Origin of the sequence: Nostoc sp. (assembly GCF_036919615.1) — a bacterium.
In the GTDB taxonomy this organism is placed as follows: domain Bacteria; phylum Cyanobacteriota; class Cyanobacteriia; order Cyanobacteriales; family Nostocaceae; genus Nostoc.
In genome coordinates this window covers 80,553-104,265 of the sequence record NZ_JBALCN010000100.1, presented here as the reverse complement: position 1 = coordinate 104,265, position 23,713 = coordinate 80,553, and the positions used below count along the sequence as shown (strand labels likewise).

Sequence of the window (23,713 nt, the reverse complement as noted above, 5' to 3'; positions counted from 1 at the left end):
TATCAGTTTTGTGAACATGAACTATTTACGCTTAAAAAATATTACCAAACGCTTTGGTTCTTTCATCGCTAACAACAATATCAATCTCTCTGTTGCATCTGGAACTATTCATGCAATACTAGGCGAAAATGGTGCAGGCAAGAGTACTTTAATGAATATTATTAGTGGACTCTATCAACCTGATGCTGGTCAGATTTACCTTCAAGAACAACCAATAAAAATTACTTCGGCAAATGAGGCAATTAAACTTGGGATTGGTATGATTCACCAACACTTCATGCTTGTACCTCAATTGACTGTCACAGAAAATATTATTTTAGGAACCCAGAAAACTTGGCAGCTAAATCTACAATATAAACAGCAAGAAATCGCTGCATTATCTCAAGCTTATGGATTAGAAACTGATCCCACTGCCAAAGTTGAAAATTTATCTGTTGGGGCACAACAACGGGTAGAAATTCTTAAAGTTCTCTACCGTCGAGCAAAATTGTTGATTCTTGATGAACCTACAGCCGTTTTGACACCGCCAGAAGTAGAATCATTAATTGCTATTTTGCGCCAATTGGCAGCCGCAGGCAACACAATTATTTTTATCAGTCATAAATTAGAAGAGGTAATGAATCTCTGTGATTCAGTAACAGTTTTGCGCCAGGGAAAGGTAGTAGCAACAACATCAACTTCAGCGGTGACACTTCAGCAGTTAGCAACATTGATGGTAGGACAAGAAGTAGCTTTCCAGTTAAATAAAAGTCATACATTACCAGGAGAAATCATCCTGTCGGTGCAAAATTTACAAGTTGTTGATGAAAGAAATATTCTTGCTGTAAATAATGTATCTTTTGAACTGCGGGCGGGAGAAATTTTAGGAATTGCTGGTGTCGATGGAAATGGACAGCGAGAACTAGCTGATGCGTTGGCAAAGCCCGTCGCAGACATCGCTCTTTTGCGGACTATTAAGCAGGGTAAAATTGAGTTTACGCACAAGCATTCCTTAGTGGGCTACATCCCAGAAGATAGACAGACAATGGGATTGGTGTTGCAATTTAGCATCGCCCAAAACTTGATTTTAAAAGCTTTTAAATATTTGCCATTTTGTCGCCGTTTTTTGTTACAACAAGAAGCGATCGCCAATCATGCTCAAGCTGCAATGCAAGAGTTTGACATTCGGGCGAATGGGATTGATATCAAGGTAAGTCAGCTTTCGGGAGGAAATCAACAAAAAGTGGTGTTAGCGCGAGAACTAGCGGGGATACCAGCTTTAATAATCGCCATGCAACCCACAAGGGGGTTAGATGTAGGAGCAACAGCAGCCGTCCATTCTCGAATATTAACAGAACGCGATCGCGGTGCTGCAATTTTGTATATTTCTACCGACTTAGAAGAAGTGATGACAATGAGCGATCGCATTGCCGTAATCTACAGAGGTGAGTTTGTCGCTATTTTGGATGCACAGACGGCGACAGTGGAAGAAATTGGTTTGTTGATGGCTGGAGGACAAATAGGGAATAAAATACCAAATCTTTTTGGAGTCTAATTACAGAGGTAATAAATTCAGTATTTTCAACGCTATCATAACTTAGGCTTCTAAATCGTTTCAATCCCCTTGCGGGGTAATTGGCTTTGGAAACAATGCTCTTAGGAGTAATGCTTTCAGCTTTTTATAGTTTCAATCCCCTTGCGGGGTAATTGGCTTTGGAAACTGGTGAAGCTACAGGTAGCGCCTTAAGAACTGCATAGTTTCAATCCCCTTGCGGGGTAATTGGCTTTGGAAACCCCTCCGTACTGAAACCTAACGAGAGCAGGCTTTCTGGGAATGGTTTTGGCAGATCGAAAATTTTGGTCATTTTCAGCCACCCTTATTGCAATTAATTAGCAACTTCCCAACTTATTAAAACGCTGTAATTATTTACTTGTCAAGGTTCTGGCGATTTTGGCGAGTCTCCAGGGTTTTTGCCCCCGCTTCGACTTGACAAACATCAAGCTGATTAGATAATCATAAAATGTCTATCTAATATTGTCGAGTAGTTTCTTGATTTATCTGTAATCCGATATATTTTCTCTATAAAACTCAAAATTTATTCTTCAAACTTAGTCAAATACGGGCGTTTCAATTCTCCTAAGTGCTTTGACACAGCATAGGCAGCTTCTTCAAAGTTGCCGTTGTCCCGTAGCCTGTTAATGCGATCACTGATTAACTGCATCTGCTCACATTGCGCTCTTTGCGGTTCGTTCCTCATATAGTTTGGTGCATCTTCATACAGAATTGGTATAACCCAAGCGTATTGAGATATAAATGACACTAATTAATCGGATTCATCCTAGATTGCTGTCCATACTATCACCGTTAATTGCGATCGCCTCCGCCCTGATCGTCGGTGCTATCCTGATGCTAATTGCTGGGGCAAATCCGATCACTGCATACAGCATCCTATTTCAAGAATCTCTCTCTACCTACTTTGGATTTGGTAACACCCTCACCAAAATGACACCGCTATTGTTCACCAGTTTAGGCGTGTTAGTGGCGTTGCGAGCTGGGCAATTTAATATCGGTGGGGAAGGACAAATTTATCTGGGTGCGTTGGGAAGTACTTTAATTGGGTTATATGTGCAAGGATTACCCGCGGTGATTCATATCCCCTTAGCACTTTTGGCAGGATTTTTCTTTGGTGCTGTTTGGGGCTGGATTCCTGGTTATCTCAAAGCAATGCGCGGAGTGAATGAGGTAATTACTACGTTGTTGCTCAACTATATCGCCGTGAATTTAGTTAGCTACCTCGTCCAAAATTCATTAATGGCAGCAGGTGCGCCTAGTCCTTATTCGCCATTAATTGCCAAAACATCCCGCTTGCCGATTATATTACCACAAAGCCTCGCCCATGCAGGTATTTTATTAGCTTTAATTGCCGCAGGTATTTTATGGGTATTGTTAGTGCGATCGCCTCTAGGTTATCAAATTACGGCAGTGGGATTTAACCCGATTGCCGCCCGTTATGCCCACATATCTGTTGAACGTACCATTATGCTGGTGATGGCTGCTGCGGGTGGTTTAGCTGGGTTGGCTGGGAGTTGTGAGGTGATGGGGTTGAAATATCGGCTATTTGAACAAGTTTCACCAGGTTATGGATTTGATGCCATTGCGATCGCTTTTTTAAGTCGTGGTAGTGTTATCGGTGTAGTATTGACTTCTTTGTTTTTTGCAGCGCTTCGCAGTGGTGCGAATGTGATGCAGCGTAGTGCAGGTGTGCCGGTAACTGTGGTTTATGCGATTCAGGGTTTTATGGTGTTGTTTATTGCTATCAGTTTCGCAATCGAAAGAGAGATCAGAGTAAAAACCCAGACAAGCGCAAATGTTTAACGCAGAATAACACAGACAAAACTCTGCGAAACTTGGCGCTTCCCTCTGCAAACCTCTGCGTTTAAAAAAAGCTCTATGAATAATCTCAACTTCTTCTCTGATTACTTGGTAGCTACTTTGCGTCTAGCTGTCCCCTTGGGATTTGCTGCCCTTGGAGGATTATACTCAGAACGGTCGGGGGTGTTAAATATCGCCTTGGAAGGGATGTTGCTTACTGGCGCTTTTACTAGTGCTGCTGCCACTTTCTCCACTGGAAATCCCTGGCTTGGTATCCTCGCTTCCTTAATTGCTGGGGGATTAGTCGGACTACTCCATGCTATTTTATGTGTGACTTTGCGTGTTGACCAATTGGTATCTGGACTAGCAATTAATCTTGTTGCATCTGGGTTAACATCATTTTTGTCCCGGTTAGTCTTTAATGGCAGTAGTACACAGCAGTTACCTGGAATCGGGGCAATTACTATTCCTGGTTTAGCCAATATTCCCCTGATTGGGCCGCTACTATTTCAGTCAGATATTTTAGTCTATTTATTATTTATATTAGTTATTTTAACTACATACATTTTATTTAAAACTAGCTTTGGACTGACATTACGAGCAGTGGGAGAATCTCCTCAAGCTGCTGACACGGCTGGAATTTCGGTACAAACTGTCCGTTATATCGCTGTGGTGATTAGTGGCACTCTTGCGAGTTTAGGAGGTGCTTATTTAACTCTGGTACAGGTAAGATTTTTTGCCGAAGGGATGAGTGCTGGTAAGGGATTTATTGCGATCGCAGCATTAATTTTTGGCAGATGGCATCCTTTTGGTAGTGCTTTAGCTTGTTTGCTGTTTGGGGCTACAGAAGCTTTACAACTGCGAATTCAGGCATTAGGGGCAAATATACCTTACCAATTTTTAGTAATGCTACCTTATGCGATCGCTTTATTGGCATTAGTGGGTAAGTTGGGAAAATCTACACCCCCTAAAGCTTTAGGTACTCCCTACTTTGGAGAAAATCACCACTCAGACTAAAAAACGTTCCTTCGACGAATATTTTTGACTTTTGACTTTTGACTTTTGACTTCCCCCAAGGGGCTGACTACTGATCTAACGGCAAGCAAGTAACATCACCTTTCAACCATCTGTCAAAAGTTATCTCAATCACTTCTACTAACAGTTTTTTGCTGTTGATAACGCAGTTTAAACTGGTGTTGTTGTATTTTATGATCCACGATTGGTTCAGGATAGCCAACAGCATGACGTTCTAAAGGTGGAATTTTACCAGTAACTAAATATTCTGGATCTACAGACCGCAATTCTGATACCCATTGCCGAATATATTCCCCCTCTGGATCAAATTTTTGTGTTTGACTGGCTGGGTTGAAAATCCGCACAGGTTTCGGATCCATCCCACTAGAAGCACTCCATTGCCAACCGCCATTGTTGGCAGATAAATCACCATCAATCAGCTTCTGCATAAAGTATTTTTCTCCCAATTGGGGATTAATTAGCAAGTCTTTAGTGAGGAAACTGGCAACAATCATCCGACAGCGGTTGTGCATCCAGCCACTTTCGTTTAACTGGCGCATTGCTGCATCCACAATCGGGTAGCCTGTTCTCCCCTCGCACCAGGCTTGGAAATGTTCTTCGTTAGTTTGCCAAGGAAAGTTTTTGAAGGTGTCGCGGAAAGCACCGTCAGCTAATTCGGGGAAGTTATACATTGCATGTTGATAAAACTCTCGCCAAGCTAATTCCTGTTGCCATGTGCGAATATTAACTGCTGTTTCCTCACTGCGGCTATTTTCTTGTGCTTCTATGGTGGCTTGCCAAACAGTGCGAATGCCAATTACGCCAAATTTCAAAGCTGCACTCAGTTGCGATGTTCCATGAACTGCGGGAAAATTGCGCTGTTCTTGGTATTCAGTAATAGCTTTAGCAGTAAATTCCTCTAACCGTTCTTGCGCCGCCGCCTCTCCAGGTGAAATAATCAATTCTCCATCCCAGATAAATCCTAAATCTTTCGCTGAAGGTAATGCGATCGCTCCTGCAAGTTTGGCGATTTCCTGTTCAGCTTCTGTTAATCCCTCAACATTTTGCAGTGTTTCTACTGGTTGAGCCTTTGGTTTGCTAATCCAATTTTTCCAGAAGGGGGTGTAAACCGTGTAAGGACTGTTACCACCGGTGCGTAACTCATCTGGGGAGTTGAGGATTTGATCCCAGTTTTGGTTAAGAAACTCAATGCCTTTTTCTTTGAGGGCATTTATGACGGTGCGATCGCGTTCTTGCGAATAAGGTTCTACATCCCAATTCCAAAAAACAGCTTTGGCTGTTAAAGCCTCTGCTAAAGCTGGTATCGCTTGTACAGGATTAGCGTGGAGTATTAATAACTGGCTACCATTTTTAGCATATCGCTCTTGAAGTTTCTGCAAACAGCCAATCATATAAGTTACTCTGGCAGGAGCAACATCATCCCGTTCCAGAATATGCGGATCGAGGCAAAACACCCCCACCACTTTCGGACTCTGCTGTTTTGCCGCAGCCAGTCCCGTATTGTCAGAAATGCGTAAATCGCGCCGATGCCAAAACAGAATTAAGTCAGACATTCCATACTGGATATAGTTCACCCGTACTAGCTTAGATGCTAGTGGTACCAATGAACATCATTCTGGCGATAAATTTCTTCTTTAACCAGAAAGAAAAAGGTACAAGCCCCTAAATTTATTTTGGTGGTTCTTAATCTTAATTTTGACTTTTGACTTTTGACTTTTGACTTCCCCGTTCGCGTAGCGTCTCGCAGAGAAGGGGCTGACATCCTCCCACGGCTAAAGCCGATAACGCCACGCAAAGCGAGTCCACGAAGCTATACCAGTTGTTAATTGAGTGCTGTAGAACCGCTCTACATGATTGATTCAGTATTCAACCCAGTTCAGTTCCCGCTCTCCGACTGGCTAGAAATGAACAAAACCAAATAGAACCTCAAAAGCTAAAAGATGTAGATAGGGCTGGCTGATTAAAGCTGAAACCCTTGTATAAATTGGGCTTGGGGACTAAAACAATTCTTTCCAACAGTGGTGCTGTTTAAGGGAGCCATTGTAATCCTTTATTCTGTAATTTCTGCTCGATATGCTGCATTTCTTCGATAGTTTCTCCAGTAATGATCGCATAAATTTCGGTGTAGATTTTTCCGTATTTGACCTTCTCTAAAGCCGACAGAATAATCAAGTCCTTGCGATCTAGTTCTGGTTTTAAGGTCACTAAAATTGAATCCAACGTTCCTTCCATGCGGTAGTCACTGGAATATTTAGCTACTTCCTTTCCCAGTCCCAGTAAGGTATGGCGCTGCAAGCACAACGGAGTTGATCCATTGACTCGGAAATTGGCATCGATCGCATAAAATTGTCCGTCTTGATCTTCCAGCACATCGAAGCCAATCACGCCGAAATAACCCTGTTTGTGAGCATACTGACCAATGGCAGCAATCATTTCAAAGAACTTGCTCATGTCACTGTTGCGGTAGTCAATCAGTCCCCCTAAATAGTTGCCTTCTGGAGTGACAAGTTGCCTGGTAGTGCCGATCAGGGTTATCTCTGCCGCCTTGTTGACATAGAACTGTACGCAATAATTCTGCACCTCATTCTTAACGAACTCCGAGACAATAATCTTATCGAGCAACTTAATATTAAGATATTTCCTGATTTCTTCAAGGCAGTAGTTCAAATCGCTGAGGCTTTTGATGATATAAGTGCCTTCTCCTGAGAGTCCGTGGGACGTTTTAATTAAGTAGGGAAATTGTGGTAACTCAATGTCTTCCAGACTACAGGTATGCAGATTGTAGCTCTCGTATTTTGGACATTGCACCCCCAATTCGGCTAATGTTACTTTGCTAAGTAAGCGGTAATGGGTGTCTGAATCAATAGCATGTTTTCCTGTTTTGAGGTGATCAAAGGGAAACAGAGTGATCAGTTTGTCAAAGCGTTCGCTGTGGCTGAGATCATCCAAATAAGTCAAGCGATCCATCATCTCAATATTGGAGTAGCTGAAGCCGAAATGCTCTTGCCAGTATTCAAGCAGCAACTTTGGCGGTGGAATAATCACAATTGGTGGAATGCGATCGCCTAATACAGCCAGAATTTTCCAAGGTTCCTTTTGGCAAATCTTGTCAAAGGAAGTTTTAGTGGCTTCACTACTACCATCTTGAATAAAATATTTTTTCAGGTTGGGATAAGCAGCCCAACTGGCAGTTGCAGGATAATTTAGGATAAACCCATAAGATGCATCTGTGATGTCTTGAGTAAACAGATCAGAAAGAGAACTCTCTTGAAAGTATTGAAAGTTATATTTTGAGTTCATTAAGTCCTCCGAGAAACCGCATCTAAAAGGGGATGCAGTTGTTGATAGTAAACAAGTTTCCTGATTTTTAATTTGCTTTTTAGCTATCTATTTTATATTTTGCTCTGTTAATTTTTAATTAACTCTATCAAACGAAATAAAATTAGTTTATTTATTGTTATAAAATAACCTTACTCCTAAATTATTGTTCATATTAGAAGTGATGAAGCTACAAGCATGAACGTGTAGATGTGTAAATATCGCTGTGGTTGAGATATTTAACCTAATTTTTTCTACCTGCTAGTGCGATCGCACTTTTAAAATATTCAAGCGGCGATTTGAAACAAGTATAATTCTTAAAATTGCGATCGCAATTTACTTTCAAAACTGTCGAATCCAGGCAATGGCAATCTAGACCAATAATTGCTTATGTACATGCCATTACCTCATATATTCGTTTTAATTGTACGTGACAAAGAGCGGTATAGAATCTTTTCCCTCTTTTGCTAATTGAGTGACTTCTTTTTCAAATCCCTGAAACCGTTCGGGTGTCAATACAATACATCCCATTGAGTCAGGAACATTAGCATCTTTATGAATACCAAAATCGTCTCTTACATCTCCTGTATCAGTCTTGACTTCAGATGGAAGAATTTGGTAAAAATTGCCTTCTACACCTTTTTTCTCTTTCATTGAGATAGGTTTAGTATTAACAGTCCAAAATTTTAGTTCTAGTACTCTGTACTCAGGTGGTATCATACTTCCTTTCTGATGAAAGCTCTCTGGAAATTGCTTTCTGGCGGTAGCTGATGTAGCTACCCAAACTTGTAACGTACCCTTTTCAAGATGACGTAAACACAAGCGACCCTCTTCTAAGCCTGCGTCTCTATCGAAGTTCAACGAAAAAGTTAAGAAGTGCATTTTTAGTAGGTTTACTTGAAATATACATAGATTCATCGGGTGTGAGTTGAAAATTTATGCAAGCTCATATAAAGTTTAGATTTATTAACTACATGTTGTCGAAATACACGGTTTGCTGTAAAAACGTGTTCTCACAACTCAATGATGAAAGTATCCCGCAAATGAAAGTCAGCCTCTGCACCTCGATGAGTTAACGCCCAGTAAGTCACCTCACCATCTCTATGTTTAATAACTGTAGTAATGGCAACTTCAATTTCTTGTTCTGCCGAGACAATTTTATTCAAATCTACCTCCAACACAAGTGCTAAACCGTCGGCTTGATTCTGAACACTAAACGGAAGTATTGTAAAGGCTGTTTCTTCTTGCATTTCTTGACGGTAGGCATCAAAGCGATAGACATTCCAGTATCCGGCGGGAGAGAGGTTGAATTCCCAATACCGTAGAGAATCTTTGATGCTAACGAAGAACTCAAAGCAAGTGTCTTTCCACAATTCATGCTTACGTGAGCGTGTATTTGATAGTGGAGCTATTGCAATTTCTTTTAAATCGCCTTTAAGCAGATAGCGGATGGCAAGTTTATTACCATTTCGGGCGATATTGCCTGCAATTTTCAACTTAGGCAGGGATTTTGTAGAAGGAAAGGGTTGCAGGGAAAATGTCTGATCGTTCATTTCATGTCTTTGATAATATTACGAATCTGCGTTTCTTGAGATTCAATACTTTCGGTAAGCTTAAACTGGACGATCGCTCTTGCCAAGTTATGTTCTGAGTGCTTAACTTTGAAGTAGACATTCCCTGCTAAATAATCAGCAAAAAATCTCAGTCCTAGTTCAAAAGCGATGAGACGAATTGCATCGTAAACATAGGCATAATCATTCTCAGAAAGAAATGCCTTTGCTACCGAGAGATAACCTTTGAGGATTCCCTGACACAGATCAGTATCGAAATAAATACTTTCCCAATTCTCGGTTTCTTCTCCAGTCGGATTGCAACCCGATCGCAGGCAATCGCCAATATCGTAATGTACCAGACCAGGTTTAACAGTGTCGAGGTCGATGATGCTGACGGCTTGCTGCGTAGCAGTGTCAAACATGACATTGTTGATTTTTGGATCTCCATGCATCAAACGCAGAGGTAGCTTGCCTTCAGCTTTGGCATTTTCTAAGATATGTGCAAAAGTTTGGCGATCGCTAACAAACTGTAAGCAATAATTAACTTCAGCAGATTTACGCACACTACTTTTCGCCAACACTTTTTCGTAATGCTGGAGATAAAGCGGTGTAATATGGAACCCTTGAAGGGTGTCAGCAAGTTTTTCTGGTGGCAAGTCGCTGATCAGATTGTGGAACATCCCCAAGGCATAACCGACTTCTTTCGCGTGAGAGCGATCGCGCATAGTATCGAAAGACTGGGAGCCTTCAATAAAGCTGATTGCCCGCCAAAAGGAGCCGTCTGCATCCCTCCAGTGGTCTTGAACATCCTTGGTCAACAGTACGCGTGGCACTTCCCAGCGACGATTAAGGGGTATATGCTGTAACCGTTTATGAACATGTTCCGTGAAGGTACGCATATTCTGCATAATCAGTTGGGGCTGACGAAACACCTGTGTGTTGATGCGTTGTAAGATAAAATGCTGTTCTGCTGAGGAATCCAGGGTTACTAAAAATGTGTCATTTATATTACCACTTCCAAATGCTTTAACGCCTGTAATCTTCCCCCATTGGGCGAATTGATCAGCGATGGCTGCGCCCGCCGAAGGCATCGCAACCAGATTCTCTGTACGCTGTGTATTAAATTCTTCTGTCATGTTCGTGTTTAACCTGTATTACTCCTCACCTATGAAGATTTTAGGCTGATAAGTAGATCCGACAAATAGTCAAATTGCAGGCTTGCTTCAACAGATGCTTACAGTGTTGGATGGTTTAAACAAGTATTGAGTGACAGATATTGATTTTTGTCATTTGTTTAATTATCATAGTTTTATCACCACAGTGGAGAGGTTACTATGTTGTCGCGTCAACTTGGAAAAAACGGTTCAACGATATCGGCACTTGGGCTTGGCTGTATGGGCATGTCTGATGCTTATGGCCCAGCCGATCGCGAGGAAAGTATTGCAACAATTCATGCAGCCCTTGATGCAGGCGTTACCTTACTGGATACAGGCGACTTTTACGGCATGGGGCACAATGAACTGCTGCTACACGAAGCCCTAGCAGGACGGCGGCGGGAAGATGTCTACATTGCTGTTAAATTCGGTGCGCTGCGGTCTCCTGACGGCAAGTTTCTTGGCTTCGATGGTCGTCCTGAAGCCGTGAAGACTTCACTCGCCTATACATTGAAACGACTGGGAACCGATTATATTGACCTCTACCAGCCAGCCCGGCTCGATCCGACGGTGCCCATTGAAGACACCGTTGGGGCGATTAGCGAAATGGTGAAAGCTGGATATATTCGCCAGATTGGTTTATCTGAAGTGGGTGCAGATACAATTCGGCGTGCTCATGCAATTCATCCCATCACCTGGCTTCAGATCGAATATTCGCTCCTGAGTCGTGGTATTGAAAATGACATCCTCCCGACTGTGCGGGAATTGGGCATTGCTGTCACCGCTTATGGAGTCCTCTCACGGGGGTTGTTGAGCGGTCACTGGTCGAAAAAACGCTCTGAGCAAGCGCAAGACCCTCGCGGACATCTGCCCCGCTTCTCTGGAGAGAATCTGGATCGCAATTTGTTGCTAGTCGAAGCCCTTCGCCTGATTGCCCAAGAACACAGTGCCACGGTTGCTCAAGTGGCAATTGCTTGGGTGCTGTCGCGGGGAAACGATATTGTGCCGCTGATTGGGGCACGGAGTCGCGATCGCTTGAATGAAGCGTTGGGGGCGCTGGATCTGCACTTGGGCGAGGATGATCTCACCCAGATTGAGGCAGCAGTGCCACTGGATGCCGTAGCTGGCGATCGCTATGCTCCAGAACAAATGGCGATGCTGGATAGTGAAAAGAGATAAAATATCCTTAGCATGAATGATTCATGCTGGATAGTGAAAAGAGATAAAATATCCCTAGCATGAATGATTCAGCTTTGACACCGGAGCGGATTCTCGACGCGGCGGAAGAGGTTTTGCGTCGTTACGGTCTGGCAAAGGCAACAGTCGTGGATGTGGCTCGCTTTTTAGAAGTGAGCCACGGCACGATTTATCGGCATTTTCCCAGCAAAGCTGCCCTGCGCGATGCGGTAGCAGAACGGTGGCTGCATCGGGTTTCCACACCGCTAGCAGCGATCGCCCAAGAGCAGGGTTGCGCCGTTGAACGGTTGCACCGATGGTTTGAGCTACTCATAACTCTGAAACGTCAAAAAGTCCTGGACGAGCCAGAATTGTTTGCAACCTATTCTGCGATCGCCCAAGAGGCGCGAGGGGTGGTTCAAGCTCACATTGATGAACTGGTAAAGCAAGTTGCTGCGATCGTCGAGAGCGGTATTTCCAATCACGAGTTTAAGGTCACTGATCCGCAGGTAGTAGCGAAGGCAATCTTTCAAGCGATGGTTCGATTTCACCATCCGGCTCATGCGTCCGAATGGAGTGATCCAGCCATCGACACAGATTTTGCCCAAGTATGGCGTTTGGTACTTGCTGGTCTTGTGGTGGGTGAGTTAATCGTTTAGGTGCTTGTCAGCATTGGGTGAAAGCAGGCGCACGCCACCGGGGATGGAAACATCCCCATTAGGGGAAGTAGGTTAAAAGTTTGACGTCATAAAAGGGTTTGAGCTACAGTTTCCATCCCCGTTAGGGGAAGTGGTTATGTAAAGTGTTGAGGTAAATTATGATTTGTCCCTACACGAACGTTTCCATCCCCGTTAGGGGAAGTGGTTATGTAAAGCGTATTTTGGTTTTTCAGATTGTTTAGACATGTGTTAGTTTCCATCCCCGTTAGGGGAAGTGGTTATGTAAAGATTAAATTTTGAGTAAACTCATGAGAGTAGCTTTAATGTTTCCATCCCCGTTAGGGGAAGTGGTTATGTAAAGAGTTACCTTCTGGAAACCTTACTAGGAGCGGGTTTAAAACCCCCTAATCGACACACCTTCTTTAATTATCAATAAATTGGTGCTTATTGAGAAAAAAATGGGAATTTTTTCGTCTGAAACCCTTGCTACAAGAGCAATCGACACACCTCAACGGAATTATACGGTTTTCAAGGTTTGGACGAAGTGTGTCGATGAGCTTCAACACACTTACCTGACAGTAAAATATCTTACTTAAAATTGTCAAGTGTATTGCCTATTTTCCCGTCTCCAGTTGCTCCCGTTGCTTGCCATACTCCCGCAGCTGCTTCAAGAGGTCTTCTTGGGATGAGTTAGGGATAGACTGACTGGGGGTTGATTGAGGATTGGTGTCGGTACTGACAAAATCAGCAGGTGAGGGATTAATTACGTAGACAGGTAGAGACTTGTCATTAGACATCGCCTGTTGGGTTGGTGCTGGGGTAGGAATTAGATTCTTTGGTTTACTCACAGCAGCTTTTACCGAATCTAGAGTCGTAGCAACTTGCACTTGTTGCTGCATCTGTTGTGTAGAAGATACTAAACCACTTAGACCATTCACCAATTGCCGCAAATTTTTTCGGAAACTAGGATCACCTGTCAATTCATCCAAATCAGATGTAATTTTCTGGCTATTTTCAAACGTTACTCGCGCTGAATCTAAAGTTTGTTGCAGCAGCACCACATTTTTTGGATCATTTAAGGTTTTAGAAGCATCGCGTAAATTAGCTGAGGCTTGTGCTGCATTTGCTGAAAGAGTTTCTAAATTTTTGAGTAATTGTCCTTGAGTCAATCGATTCACAGCTGGTGATAAGCTACTGACTGTAACACGCAGTTGGTTGCTGGTTTCGGTGATATTGTTCAAAGCGCCAACTAGCGAAGAACGATTTGTTGTCAACAGGTTATCTAGGTTGTTCAGCAAACGACTTGCTTGAGTTGCAGTTGCATCAAATTTATTTAGTGTTTGATTCGCGGATGCATTAAGTTGGTTTGTCGCTCGTTGCACTGAATTAGCAGTGGCTGAAAATGTATTTAGTTGTTGTCGCAAGTTTTTGGTCAAACCTTGTAAATCCTGACTTAGCTCAGTAAAACTGGATGCTGCGCCTATGGTAGTTTCTAGAACCCTATTGACATTTCTATAAAATTTTGGGTTATTGTATGCAGCAGCTAGGTCAGTTGAACTGCGAATTAGGTCATCAACACTGATCCCAACCTGACCTTTTAACCGAGAGCCATTACAGACGATGAGGCTGTTATCACAATTTTTATCTAGGGGTTTAGCAAGCACAACCCCAGCAGGTAACGTTGCTTTTGGTGTGATGTCGATAATACTTTCGCTAATTAATCCGCTTTGATTAGCTTCCACCACTACATTCCGGGGGATAATTAGGTCAGTTTGGGCAATTTCAATCTCTACATCAATGGCATTTGGCCCTGGTCGAACCTGGGAAATAGTTCCTACCTTAAAGCCACGATAGCGAACTGGTGATCCCTTTTGCATTCCACCAGCGTTAACAAATTCCACAATGGCTTTGTATGACCGGCCAGTAGAAGTAAATCTATTTAACCACAAAAGCATTAATCCAAATACCCCTATTCCTAGCAGGAGTAACAACCCCACAGAGCCTTCTCTAAATGTTCGCCCAGACGCGAAGCGGATTGTCATAAGACCTCGCATTTTTTTGCCTCCACCAACAACCAATTAGGAGTTAGAAGTTAGGAGTGAAGAGTTATAAGTTGAATTTAACTCATAACTCCTGTACAGACGCGATTAATCGCGTCTCTAACTCTTCACTTTTAAGTTTCTAGCCGACGACTTGAATCGGTCCTTGTACACTTCCACTGATAAATTGTCTGATCAACGGATTTTCTGTGTTGTATATCTCACTAACTGTACCCTGCCACTGCACTTTACCTTCGTAGAGAAATATAAGTCTATCAGCTGTATGGCGGATAGTGCTGTCTTGGTGGGTAACAACCGCATAGGTGCTACAAACTCCATGTAAACATTGCAAATAGCGGATTAAATCTTCGATTACTGTTGAGGCAATGGGATCAAGTCCGGCTGTTGGTTCGTCGTATAGTAGAACTTCTGGGCCTTCAGTGGGAGTATCGGGGTTAGACATAATCGCACGGGCAAAACTCACCCGTTTTCGCATTCCCCCGGAAAGTTCGGCTGGGTAGAGATTGCCTATTTCTGGCAAACCTACCATCTCCAATTTTTCTTTTACCAAATCTCGAATGCGCGATCGCGGTAGCTTTGAATTTTGATAAAGTAAAAATCCCACATTCTCCTCCACCGTCAGCGAATCAAATAGCGCCGCCTGCTGAAACAACATGCCAATGCCAACCTGCTGGCCACCATCCTCAATCAAACCGTCTCGCCGCACTCCTTGCACATAAATTTCTCCTTCATCCGGAGTAATTAATCCTGCGATTACCCGTAAAATTGTTGATTTACCAGTCCCTGATGGCCCAATAATCCCCAGTGCTTCTCCCCGGCAAATGGTCAAGTCTACATTATCTAGAACTTTATGGCTACCAAAGGACTTAGAAACACCTTTCAGTTCAATCAATGGTTCAGTCATTAGTTATTAGTCATTAGTCATTGGTGAGCCAGTGCCTTGGATGGGTTCCCTAATTTGTACCCCTACAAGGAAGCAAGCTAGCAAGAGCGTCTCCACTTCTCCCAAAAGGAGAGGCTAGGGCCAAGGGAGAAGCAACTGGCATGGTTTCCGCGATGAACAACTGGTGAGTCCAGTTCTGTACTGCTTCCCTACGGGACGCTTCGCGAACGCAGAACCTGCTGGGTAGGCGGGTTTCACGCCGTAGGGAACTGGCTTTTCCGTTGGGCGTTAGCGACGTACTTCTACAATACAAGCAAACTACGCCTAGCAAAGGCACTAGAAGGAGGGTCATCCAGAGGGTCAATTAGTCAGTAGAAAATAAACAAATAATTACTGACAACTAACAAAGGACAAATATACCCAATAGTGATGTCATAGTTCTTGGTAGGGCATTGTATGATACATTATAAGTATATGACTAGCATTCTGATTAGCAAACTTTATTTTTTTAGCATAATATTTAGTTACTTGCGATGTTTAAGTCCTAGAATCCCCTTAACGCAAAGCTGACGTAGACACCGTAGTAATTTAACGTCTCAGTAACGGGAAACTAAGACTCCAGTTTTCTGTAGACATCAGCAAAATCATCTAATAGTATATTTATACTAATCGATGCTAGAACTACTCAGAGAAAAGCTACGATAACAAAAACAAATTAACACGTTGATGCCAGATATAGAGCAATCCTATTTGATTTGTGAAAATCGAGAGGCTTAGATACCCAACAACTTTTATGAAGTCGGGGATCTTGTTGTTCACGCATGATTTAGGACTGCTATAGTAATTCTGTTTAATTTGTAAAAATCAAAAAGTTTAGATTCCCGACATTTTATATAAGTCGGAAATTTTGTTGTACACGAATGATTAAGTAGGGCTATAGAAACATTTAGTTTACTACCATCCAAAGTTTTTGTAATTAGCAGAGTTATGAGATAATTTGAGAGGTTAATAGCATACCCATCAATCTTAGAGTTGGCAGGTACAAAAATTTTTCACTAATATTGTAATAATTACTGAGAAAAATAAAAGTAGAGATTATGAGTAGCAACTTAGAGCAGTTTGCAAGTGATAATTCCTCTGGTATTTGTCCAGAAGCGCTGGAATATATGATTAGGGCAAATCAAGGTAGTGTTCCAGCCTATGGAAATGATGAATGGACTCAAAAAGCCACAGATTATTTTCGGGAACTCTTTGAAATTGATTGCGAAGTATTTTTTACCTTTAATGGTACAGCTGCAAATTCTTTATCTTTAGCTGCCCTTTGTCAGTCATATCACAGCGTCATTTGTCATGAAACATCTCACATAGAAACAGATGAATGTGGCGCACCGGAATTTGCATCTAATGGTTCTAAACTGTTACTTGCTCAAGGTAAAAATGGCAAGTTAACATCAGAATCGATAGAGGCTATTGTTACTAAACGTACTGACATTCATTATCCTAAACCTAAAGTTATTAGTATCACACAATCAACTGAATTAGGAACTTTATATTCTATTGAGGAGCTTTTGAAAATTAAAGAAGTTGCGAAAAAGTATAACTTAAAGATTCATATGGATGGTGCTCGTTTTGCAAATGCAGTTGCTGCGATGAATAAAAGCCCTGCTGAAATTACTTGGAAAACTGGAGTGGATGTATTGTGCTTTTGTGGTACAAAGAATGGAATGGCATTAGGTGAAGCCATTCTTTTCTTCAACAAAGAGCTAGCAGAGGATTTTGATTATCGATGCAAGCAAGCAGGTCAGCTAGCCTCAAAAATGCGGTTTATCTCTGCTCCCTGGTTGGGTTTATTAGAAACTGGTGCTTGGCTAAAAAATGCCAGACATGCCAATCAATGTGCTGATTACTTAGAAAATCAACTATTAAATATAGAAGGAGTTGACTTAATGTTTCCTAGAGAAGCCAACGCCGTATTTGTTAAACTACCTGAACAAGTCATTCATGCTTTAAAAGTAAAGAACTGGCAGTTTTATACATTTATTGGTGTGGGAGGAGTACGTTTTATGTGTTGTTGGAATACAACTAAATCAAGGATTGATGAATTGATTAGTGATATTAAAAATGCAAATTTTGATAAAAATTAAATATAAAAAATCTCAAATACTTAAATAAGTACAGCAATCATAAAACTGCCCTAACTTAGGCGAACACAATTAAGCTAATCGTCATTGATTTTTCCAGGCTGATTGGCTTGTATTAAGCGGATCTATCCCTGGTTTTATGCAACTTAAATGCTCATTAGCTTAGTCATCACTGAGAATGCAAGTGCTTACTTTGCATGGAACTTAAACTTCACTTTGCTTAGGTTGCTAGTGTGATTTAACTCACAAGTTATAAGTAAAAGTAATAGATATCGCCTGTAGTGGTAAAATATATTTGCAAAGGGAATGCGATCGCCTGTACAGTAATCCTAAATTGTTTGTAAATACCATGCCAAAATCTGGCATTGATATCAATCAAAACTTCATTGAAGAACTACAGGTAATTGAACACTCACGGTAGTACCTGTCAAGAGGTCAGAAGAAATTAACAGTTCTCCACTATGAGCATTGACGATGCGTTTGGTAATAGCAAGTCCTAGCCCAGTGCCACAAGGTTTTGTGGAGAAGAATGGCACAGAAAGCTTGGCGATAACTTCTAATGGAATTGGTTCACCACTATTGTGGACATTAATGCAGACTTTATTTGGATGCAAACAATCTACTTTCCACTTCACAACATCTCCTGGTACAACTGCCTCACAAGCATTGCGGACAATGTTTATAAATACTTGTTTAAGTTTGTCCTTATCCCCCAAAATTTTTACCGTAGGCAACACCGGAATAAATTCAATTTGTCGTTCCAGAGCTTCTGGCATTTCACGAATGCATACCAGCAACTGATGAATGAATTCATTCACATCTAATTCACAAAGCTGCAACACTTGGGGCTTGGCATAGAGCAAAATTTCACTAAGCAGACGTTCCAGACGACTAGCTTCGCTCAGTGCCAATGCTAATCGCTCTTGAGCAGATTCAGTCAGAATAGTTTTTCGGAAATACTTTAATCCCATAATCATTGTAGTCAAGGGATTACGAATTTCATGCACAATAATGGCAGCAAATTCACCAATAGCTGCCAATCGTTCTTGTTCTAAAAGCTTGGCTTGGGCTGCTTGTAATTCTGCGGTACGTTTTTCAACTTCAGCTTCCAAAAGATGATTAAATTGACACTGTTGTTGATAAAGATGATAGTTATCAATTGCTGTTGCAGCTCGTTCAGCAAACAATTCTACAATTTGAATGTCTTCTTTTTTAAAATCACGTGGTTGGTGATTAAATGAACATATAGTACCAATCACTTTACTTTCAGCAGTCCGTAATGGTATCCCTAAATATGCACAATAACCTTCTGGAGCCTGTCCATATTCTGGGTGTTTTTGAGCATCTTCTACTGCTAATGAGTGACCCATTTGGATAACAGTGCCAGTTAGTAAACCATGTAGTGAATAAACATGTTCCCCCTCGCCCATTTCAAGACTACTCGCCAGAACAGTTTCAAATCCCTCTTGGCAAAAGGTAACAACTGTCCAATCAACTCCAATCAGTTCGCTGACTCCGCAGGCAATATTATGCAAATAGCTACTCAGTTCGCCAGTTCGATAGTTCAAAGAAGACAAACGTGCTATGATTTGCCGCTCACGCTGCCGAGTTTGGTTGTGCAACAATATTTCGTCATTACTGGTTTTGCTCATAGATGCCTATTGCATGGGTTATAAAAATAATTTCAAAAATCAACTGGATAGTTATTTGGGCTACGCTGCACTAGTTTGATAGAAAGATTTTACTAGAGACAGATGCTATTGCATACAACAAACTGATGAATTTGTACTTAATTAAATGTAAGCAATTTTGCTTTACCCTAGCCCCCTGCAAAAGGTTACGGTACACACAAGTCTCTTGACCTGCAATGGCAATGCATCAACTGACAATGGCAATGCATCGACTGACTATGCCAAGAAAAAATTTTGGCAGATGCTCAAAGATACGGTGTAGAGATTATCCCGCCACCTGCTGAATCTTCGCAGGTATAGCCTAATATAACTTGTGTGCGATCGCACTTATACACCAAACGACAGTGCTGGAAAGTCTGAGAATAATCAAGAAACTCCTATTGCTAGAGTTATGGAATTTGCCAAAATATCCTCGCAGCTTTTCCCCAGGCTTTTCAGTATTAAATAATGTCTATAAGAAATGAGGTATGTCCAAATTATGAATCTGCAATAAATCAAAATCATTATACGTGGTGGACAAGTAGTTGCCGGATTTAGAGGAGCGATCGCTAACTAAACGAATCAACAAAATTAAATAAATTCGTAACTAAAATTCTTACTGGACGATCAGAAGTTCAACAAAATAAAAGTTTGTTTCATTGGCCGTGTGTAAGTCCTATAAAATTATCATTTACATTAGACAGCTTCGAGGTGAAAATGCTTAAATGCTCTAGCTGCTTCCGGAATTAGCTCAATGTACCAATACCCGTTTATATCATCTGCAAACTAACTAATTATTGCAAGTGCTGGTTGTCCAAATTCGTCATCTTTTACTCCAAAGAATTCGCAGAACTTTGCACCTAAATGACCAATTTGACCAGAAGAGTCACCATCATATCCCGCAGCTTCGGATAACTCCCAAGTACGTAATCTGCGATTGTCCTTCATAAAGTAACAATGCTGATACAACTTATTCAAGATGGTTTTGTGTCCCGGAGTCAATCCCTCATAAATTGAGTGGAATGCCTCCAGATATTTTTCTTCTGAAGGAATACAACGTTCAACATCTTTCAACACTCTATTCTTCCCCCTATGATTTGCCAGAATATAAAAATTTGGTGGCAATGAGTGAGTATCATCGTTTGCCCACCTCACGCAGAGGATAAAGTTGCATATATAACCTTTGATGTCAAACGAGAATTTAATCTACATAATTAAGTAATTAATAAATGTCTTAAAGAATCGTTTCAAGGCATATTAGCTTCTATTTACATAAATGTCTGAGGAAAGTACTAGTATTTAATATTACTTAAAATAATAAGTTTTAGCTTTGATTAGCAGTTAAGATTTTAGTGAGGATTAACCGATCTCAGCACAGTAGAGGATTCATAATCGATAATCCAGATATTGATTCCAAGGAAAAGTGTTAATTTTATGTGTATAGAATTTGGGCGGGAAATCTGCGGCAATCTCGACACCGCAGAATCGCGGGAGTGGTTAGTTACTAACGGCATTGGTGGTTACGCTTCTGCAACTGTGGCAGGTTTATTGACCCGCCGCTATCACGGACTACTGGTAGCAGCATTGAAACCACCTCTGGGTCGCACTTTGCTGCTGGCAAAACTAGATGAAACTGTCCTGTATGACACTCGCTCTTATTCTCTACACACCAATCGTTGGGCAGATGGGATTGTCAGTCCCCACGGTTATCAACATATTGAACGTTTTTCTCTGGAAAACACAATACCCGTATGGCGTTTTGCTGTTGCTGATGCCTTATTAGAAAAACGGGTATGGATGCAACAAGGCGCTAACACAACCTATGTCCAATATACTCTGCGTCGTGCCACCCAACCGCTGAAGTTGACGCTCAAAGCAATGGTCAACTACCGCGATTATCACGGCGACACTCAAAGCAACGGCTGGCAGATGTCTGTTGAGCAGGTGGAACAAGGAATTTGTGTAACTGCTTATTCGGGCGCTGTACCACTGTATCTGTTGAGCGATTCGCCTAAAGGCGATAGCTACGCTTCACGCGGTAGTGCATTTGTTGCCCACAATTGGTATTATGGCTTTGACTTGGCAGTTGAACGCTATCGGGGATTGAGAGATAAAGAAGACCATCTCCACGCCGCCACCTTTGAAGTTACACTAAATCCTGGGGAAGCGATCGCGTTTGTAGCCAGCACAGAAAAACAACCAGATTTGCATGTCGAAGCTGCCCTTAAGTTGCGTCGCGCTCAAGAGCAGAAGCTAACAGGACTTTGGAATAGTAACAGACCCCTCAACACTAAGGAATCACCTAGCTGGATCAACCATCTAGTACTAGCTGCTGACCAGTTTATTGTTAACCGTCCAGTACCAGAAGACTCCAACGGTAAAACCATCATCGCTGGTTATCACTGGTTTGGCGACTGGGGACGCGACACAATGATTAGTCTCCCTGGTTTGACAATTTCGACTGGTCGCCCAGAGGTAGCACGCTCAATTCTTCGCACCTTTGCTAGATACGTAGACCAAGGAATGTTGCCGAATCGCTTTCCCGATGCAGGTGAGCAACCAGAATATAATACTGTCGATGCCACTCTTTGGTACTTTGAAGCAGTCCGTGCCTACTACAGCGCTACAGACGATGATAATTTGCTTAGTGAACTCTTTCCAATACTTGCAGACATGATTAATTGGCACTGTCGCGGTACACGCTATAACATCCACCTCGATGCAGCCGATGGCTTACTTTATGCAGGCGTTACAGGTGTACAACTGACCTGGATGGATGCCAAAGTTGACGATTGGGTAGTTACGCCACGAATTGGCAAACCGATTGAAGTTAATGCCCTGTGGTATAATGCTCTACGAACAATGGCAAAGTTTGCCCGTCAGCTTGGTAAACCACATCAAGAATATGAGGCAATGGCAGACCGTGCTCAGTATAGATTTTCTCGCTTCTGGAATGAGGAGACAGGTTATTGCTATGACGTTCTAGACAGTCCTGATGGTGATGATTCGGCGTTGCGTCCTAACCAAATCTTTGCTGTTTCATTACCAGAAAGTCCGCTAACACCTGCCCAGCAAAGGAGTGTGGTGGAAGCTTGCGGACGAGTCTTGCTGACCTCTCATGGATTGCGATCGCTTGCCCCTGATCATCCTCAATATCATGGTAAATACGGTGGCAATCAGTATCAACGTGATGGAGCTTATCACCAAGGGACAGTTTGGGGTTGGTTGTTGGGGCCGTTTATTCTAGCACACCTGCGCGTCTACAAAAATCCTGAGCAGGCTCGTCAATTTTTGGAACCAATGGCTAATCATCTCACTGCACACGGTCTTGGTAGTCTCAGCGAGATTTTTGATGGAGATGCCCCGATGACTCCACGGGGATGTATTGCCCAAGCGTGGACAGTGGCAGAGGTTTTACGTGCTTGGTTGGCGACAGAGATTTGATACGGGGAATAACTCAGGACTTAACGATCGGCCAATCAAAATCGTTTGTGTTAGCTAACCCGGAATAGACAGCCGAGACTTGAACTATTCGCAAGCTGCACCGCGTTGTTAGTCTGTACAATTGCTCATAATTATTATTCTGTTATGGTTTGACCTTCAAGTTCTCACCTGGTAGCACTTTGGGCTGGATTTTTGCTTCAAGATCAAAGGAAATAAGGTATTGAATCGCAAGTATACGTGCCCTTATCACCTCCAAAAAGTAGTCCTTTAAGATATATTTTGCATATGCTTTCTGCCTCACCCCTCTAGAGTCCGTTTCCTGCACAGATGAAGAACTACTGGTAAAGTCTATCATGGTTTTAGAAACATCTTTTATCCTGTCTAATTCTAAAATTAATTCTGGGCTACCAGAACCACCATACTTTGTTAGTAAGCTCTCACACTCTATATATATTCTTTCAAAAGCTGTAATAAGGAATTCTTGCCAAGATAGCTCACCTTTGTTAGATGGCTGCATTAAATCGTTCTTTTCAAAAATGCTAATAATGACTTCTAGCGCATTTGGATCATAGCTTTGCGAAACGGTACAAATAGTATTATTAACTACCTGTTCAGATTCTTCATACCCTAACTCATTTGCAAGAAAGTAATTGAGGAAAACTCCCAAATAATCAACGCATTCACAGAACTTCTTGGCTAATAATATATTTAAAGGGTATTGAGTAGATATATTCTGCTTTTCTTGAATTATTGGCTGGGTTGTAAAAATTTTTTCCCACTCTGAGTAGTATTTCTTGAGTAGGTCATGATTGCTTATATCTGCCAAATAATTACATATATCTTCCCAAAAAATCAGATGAATAGAGAATAAGTTCTCTGATTTACGTTTTTCGTTCAGAAGCCTAACATAGTCTTGAATTTTGGTATCTCTTGATACTGTAGTTGCAATAATATACTTGCTAATTGGAGATGAGAAAGTCTCTGCTTTTTTGACCTCTGCCAAAATCGTTCGCTTGTTCAGTTTTTTGTCTTGATAGCGTTTACACTGAACAGCTACATAGCTACCAGAGCCGTTTTGCTGACCATAGATATCAATACCGTTTTGAGCCTGTCCATTTCTACCATATCTCTGTGCATAGGGGTCTTGCCACTGACGTGTGTAAATTTCCCAAACAATATCCTCAAATTCATCCCAAAATTTAGGTATTGGTAAATCACTTGTGGAGGGTGTAGGCATAGTTGAGCTTAAAATATTATAAATACTACTA

General features: G+C 41.8%; 18 protein-coding genes. 7 read left to right on the top strand and 11 right to left on the bottom strand.

From position 1 onward, the window contains the following. Nucleotides 1-16 precede the first annotated feature (16 nt). Nucleotides 17-1,534, top strand: coding sequence for an ABC transporter ATP-binding protein (locus tag V7K48_RS31265; RefSeq protein ID WP_335078653.1), 1,518 nt, complete (start codon nucleotides 17-19; stop codon nucleotides 1,532-1,534). 541 nt (nucleotides 1,535-2,075) lie between these two features. Here the strand turns inward: V7K48_RS31265 and V7K48_RS31260 are convergent. Further along, on the bottom strand, nucleotides 2,076-2,300 hold the full coding sequence (locus V7K48_RS31260) for a hypothetical protein (protein ID WP_335078651.1): 225 nt from the start codon (nucleotides 2,298-2,300) through the stop codon (nucleotides 2,076-2,078). On the opposite strand from V7K48_RS31260, the gene V7K48_RS31255 reads away from it, so the two are divergent. Together V7K48_RS31255 and V7K48_RS31250 are read left to right on the top strand one after the other, a co-directional pair. Continuing rightward, nucleotides 2,294-3,355, top strand: a complete 1,062-nt coding sequence (locus V7K48_RS31255; RefSeq protein ID WP_335078649.1) for an ABC transporter permease — start codon at nucleotides 2,294-2,296, stop codon at nucleotides 3,353-3,355. The genes V7K48_RS31260 and V7K48_RS31255 overlap by 7 nt on opposite strands. 75 nt (nucleotides 3,356-3,430) lie before the next feature. Further along, nucleotides 3,431-4,369 (top strand): ABC transporter permease, encoded by a 939-nt coding sequence (locus V7K48_RS31250; protein WP_335078647.1) that lies wholly within the window; start codon nucleotides 3,431-3,433, stop codon nucleotides 4,367-4,369. Nucleotides 4,370-4,494: 125 nt separating this feature from the next. Here the strand turns inward: V7K48_RS31250 and V7K48_RS31245 are convergent, their stop codons facing one another. The 5 genes from V7K48_RS31245 to V7K48_RS31225 form a co-directional block, all read right to left on the bottom strand. Further along, nucleotides 4,495-5,940, bottom strand: coding sequence for a deoxyribodipyrimidine photo-lyase, 8-HDF type (locus V7K48_RS31245; RefSeq protein WP_335078645.1), 1,446 nt, complete (start codon nucleotides 5,938-5,940; stop codon nucleotides 4,495-4,497). 475 nt (nucleotides 5,941-6,415) lie between these two features. Next, on the bottom strand, nucleotides 6,416-7,687 hold the full coding sequence (locus tag V7K48_RS31240; RefSeq protein ID WP_335078643.1) for a carbamoylphosphate synthase large subunit: 1,272 nt from the start codon (nucleotides 7,685-7,687) through the stop codon (nucleotides 6,416-6,418). Nucleotides 7,688-8,125: 438 nt separating this feature from the next. Further along, nucleotides 8,126-8,623, bottom strand: coding sequence for a hypothetical protein (locus V7K48_RS31235; protein ID WP_335078641.1), 498 nt, complete (start codon nucleotides 8,621-8,623; stop codon nucleotides 8,126-8,128). Nucleotides 8,624-8,718: 95 nt separating this feature from the next. Next, nucleotides 8,719-9,258 (bottom strand): DOMON-like domain-containing protein, encoded by a 540-nt coding sequence (locus tag V7K48_RS31230; RefSeq protein ID WP_335078639.1) that lies wholly within the window; start codon nucleotides 9,256-9,258, stop codon nucleotides 8,719-8,721. Next, complete coding sequence (locus V7K48_RS31225; RefSeq protein WP_335078637.1) at nucleotides 9,255-10,394, bottom strand: phosphotransferase enzyme family protein; 1,140 nt, start codon at nucleotides 10,392-10,394, stop codon at nucleotides 9,255-9,257. Before V7K48_RS31225 ends, V7K48_RS31230 begins: the two co-directional genes overlap by 4 nt. A gap of 198 nt (nucleotides 10,395-10,592) precedes the next feature. Here V7K48_RS31225 and V7K48_RS31220 point away from each other — a divergent pair, with 198 nt between their 5' ends. Both V7K48_RS31220 and V7K48_RS31215 read left to right on the top strand, forming a co-directional pair. Continuing rightward, nucleotides 10,593-11,591, top strand: a complete 999-nt coding sequence (locus tag V7K48_RS31220; RefSeq protein WP_335078635.1) for an aldo/keto reductase — start codon at nucleotides 10,593-10,595, stop codon at nucleotides 11,589-11,591. A gap of 59 nt (nucleotides 11,592-11,650) precedes the next feature. Beyond that, nucleotides 11,651-12,247 carry a TetR family transcriptional regulator gene (locus tag V7K48_RS31215; protein WP_335078633.1) on the top strand — a complete coding sequence of 199 codons (597 nt, stop codon included), beginning with the start codon at nucleotides 11,651-11,653 and terminating at the stop codon, nucleotides 12,245-12,247. A 614-nt stretch (nucleotides 12,248-12,861) separates the two neighbouring features. On the opposite strand, the gene V7K48_RS31210 is transcribed toward V7K48_RS31215, so the two are convergent. Together V7K48_RS31210 and V7K48_RS31205 are read right to left on the bottom strand one after the other, a co-directional pair. Further along, nucleotides 12,862-14,301, bottom strand: coding sequence for an MlaD family protein (locus tag V7K48_RS31210; protein WP_335078631.1), 1,440 nt, complete (start codon nucleotides 14,299-14,301; stop codon nucleotides 12,862-12,864). Between the two features lie 127 nt (nucleotides 14,302-14,428). After that, nucleotides 14,429-15,211 (bottom strand): ABC transporter ATP-binding protein, encoded by a 783-nt coding sequence (locus V7K48_RS31205; protein ID WP_335078629.1) that lies wholly within the window; start codon nucleotides 15,209-15,211, stop codon nucleotides 14,429-14,431. A gap of 1,076 nt (nucleotides 15,212-16,287) precedes the next feature. Here V7K48_RS31205 and V7K48_RS31200 point away from each other — a divergent pair. After that, nucleotides 16,288-17,334, top strand: coding sequence for a threonine aldolase family protein (locus tag V7K48_RS31200; protein ID WP_335078627.1), 1,047 nt, complete (start codon nucleotides 16,288-16,290; stop codon nucleotides 17,332-17,334). Between the two features lie 380 nt (nucleotides 17,335-17,714). Here V7K48_RS31200 and V7K48_RS31195 read toward each other — a convergent pair whose 3' ends face one another. Both V7K48_RS31195 and V7K48_RS31190 read right to left on the bottom strand, forming a co-directional pair. Further along, the gene (locus V7K48_RS31195; protein ID WP_335078625.1) at nucleotides 17,715-18,983 is read right to left on the bottom strand and encodes an ATP-binding protein; all 1,269 of its coding nucleotides are present in this window, start codon (nucleotides 18,981-18,983) and stop codon (nucleotides 17,715-17,717) included. A gap of 804 nt (nucleotides 18,984-19,787) precedes the next feature. Further along, nucleotides 19,788-20,078, bottom strand: a complete 291-nt coding sequence (locus V7K48_RS31190) for a hypothetical protein (RefSeq protein ID WP_335078623.1) — start codon at nucleotides 20,076-20,078, stop codon at nucleotides 19,788-19,790. 357 nt (nucleotides 20,079-20,435) lie between these two features. Here V7K48_RS31190 and V7K48_RS31185 point away from each other — a divergent pair, with 357 nt between their 5' ends. Continuing rightward, on the top strand, nucleotides 20,436-22,445 hold the full coding sequence (locus V7K48_RS31185; RefSeq protein WP_335078621.1) for an amylo-alpha-1,6-glucosidase: 2,010 nt from the start codon (nucleotides 20,436-20,438) through the stop codon (nucleotides 22,443-22,445). A 142-nt stretch (nucleotides 22,446-22,587) separates the two neighbouring features. Here the strand turns inward: V7K48_RS31185 and V7K48_RS31180 are convergent, their stop codons facing one another. Continuing rightward, on the bottom strand, nucleotides 22,588-23,682 hold the full coding sequence (locus V7K48_RS31180; RefSeq protein ID WP_335078619.1) for a restriction endonuclease: 1,095 nt from the start codon (nucleotides 23,680-23,682) through the stop codon (nucleotides 22,588-22,590). Nucleotides 23,683-23,713: the final 31 nt, after the last annotated feature.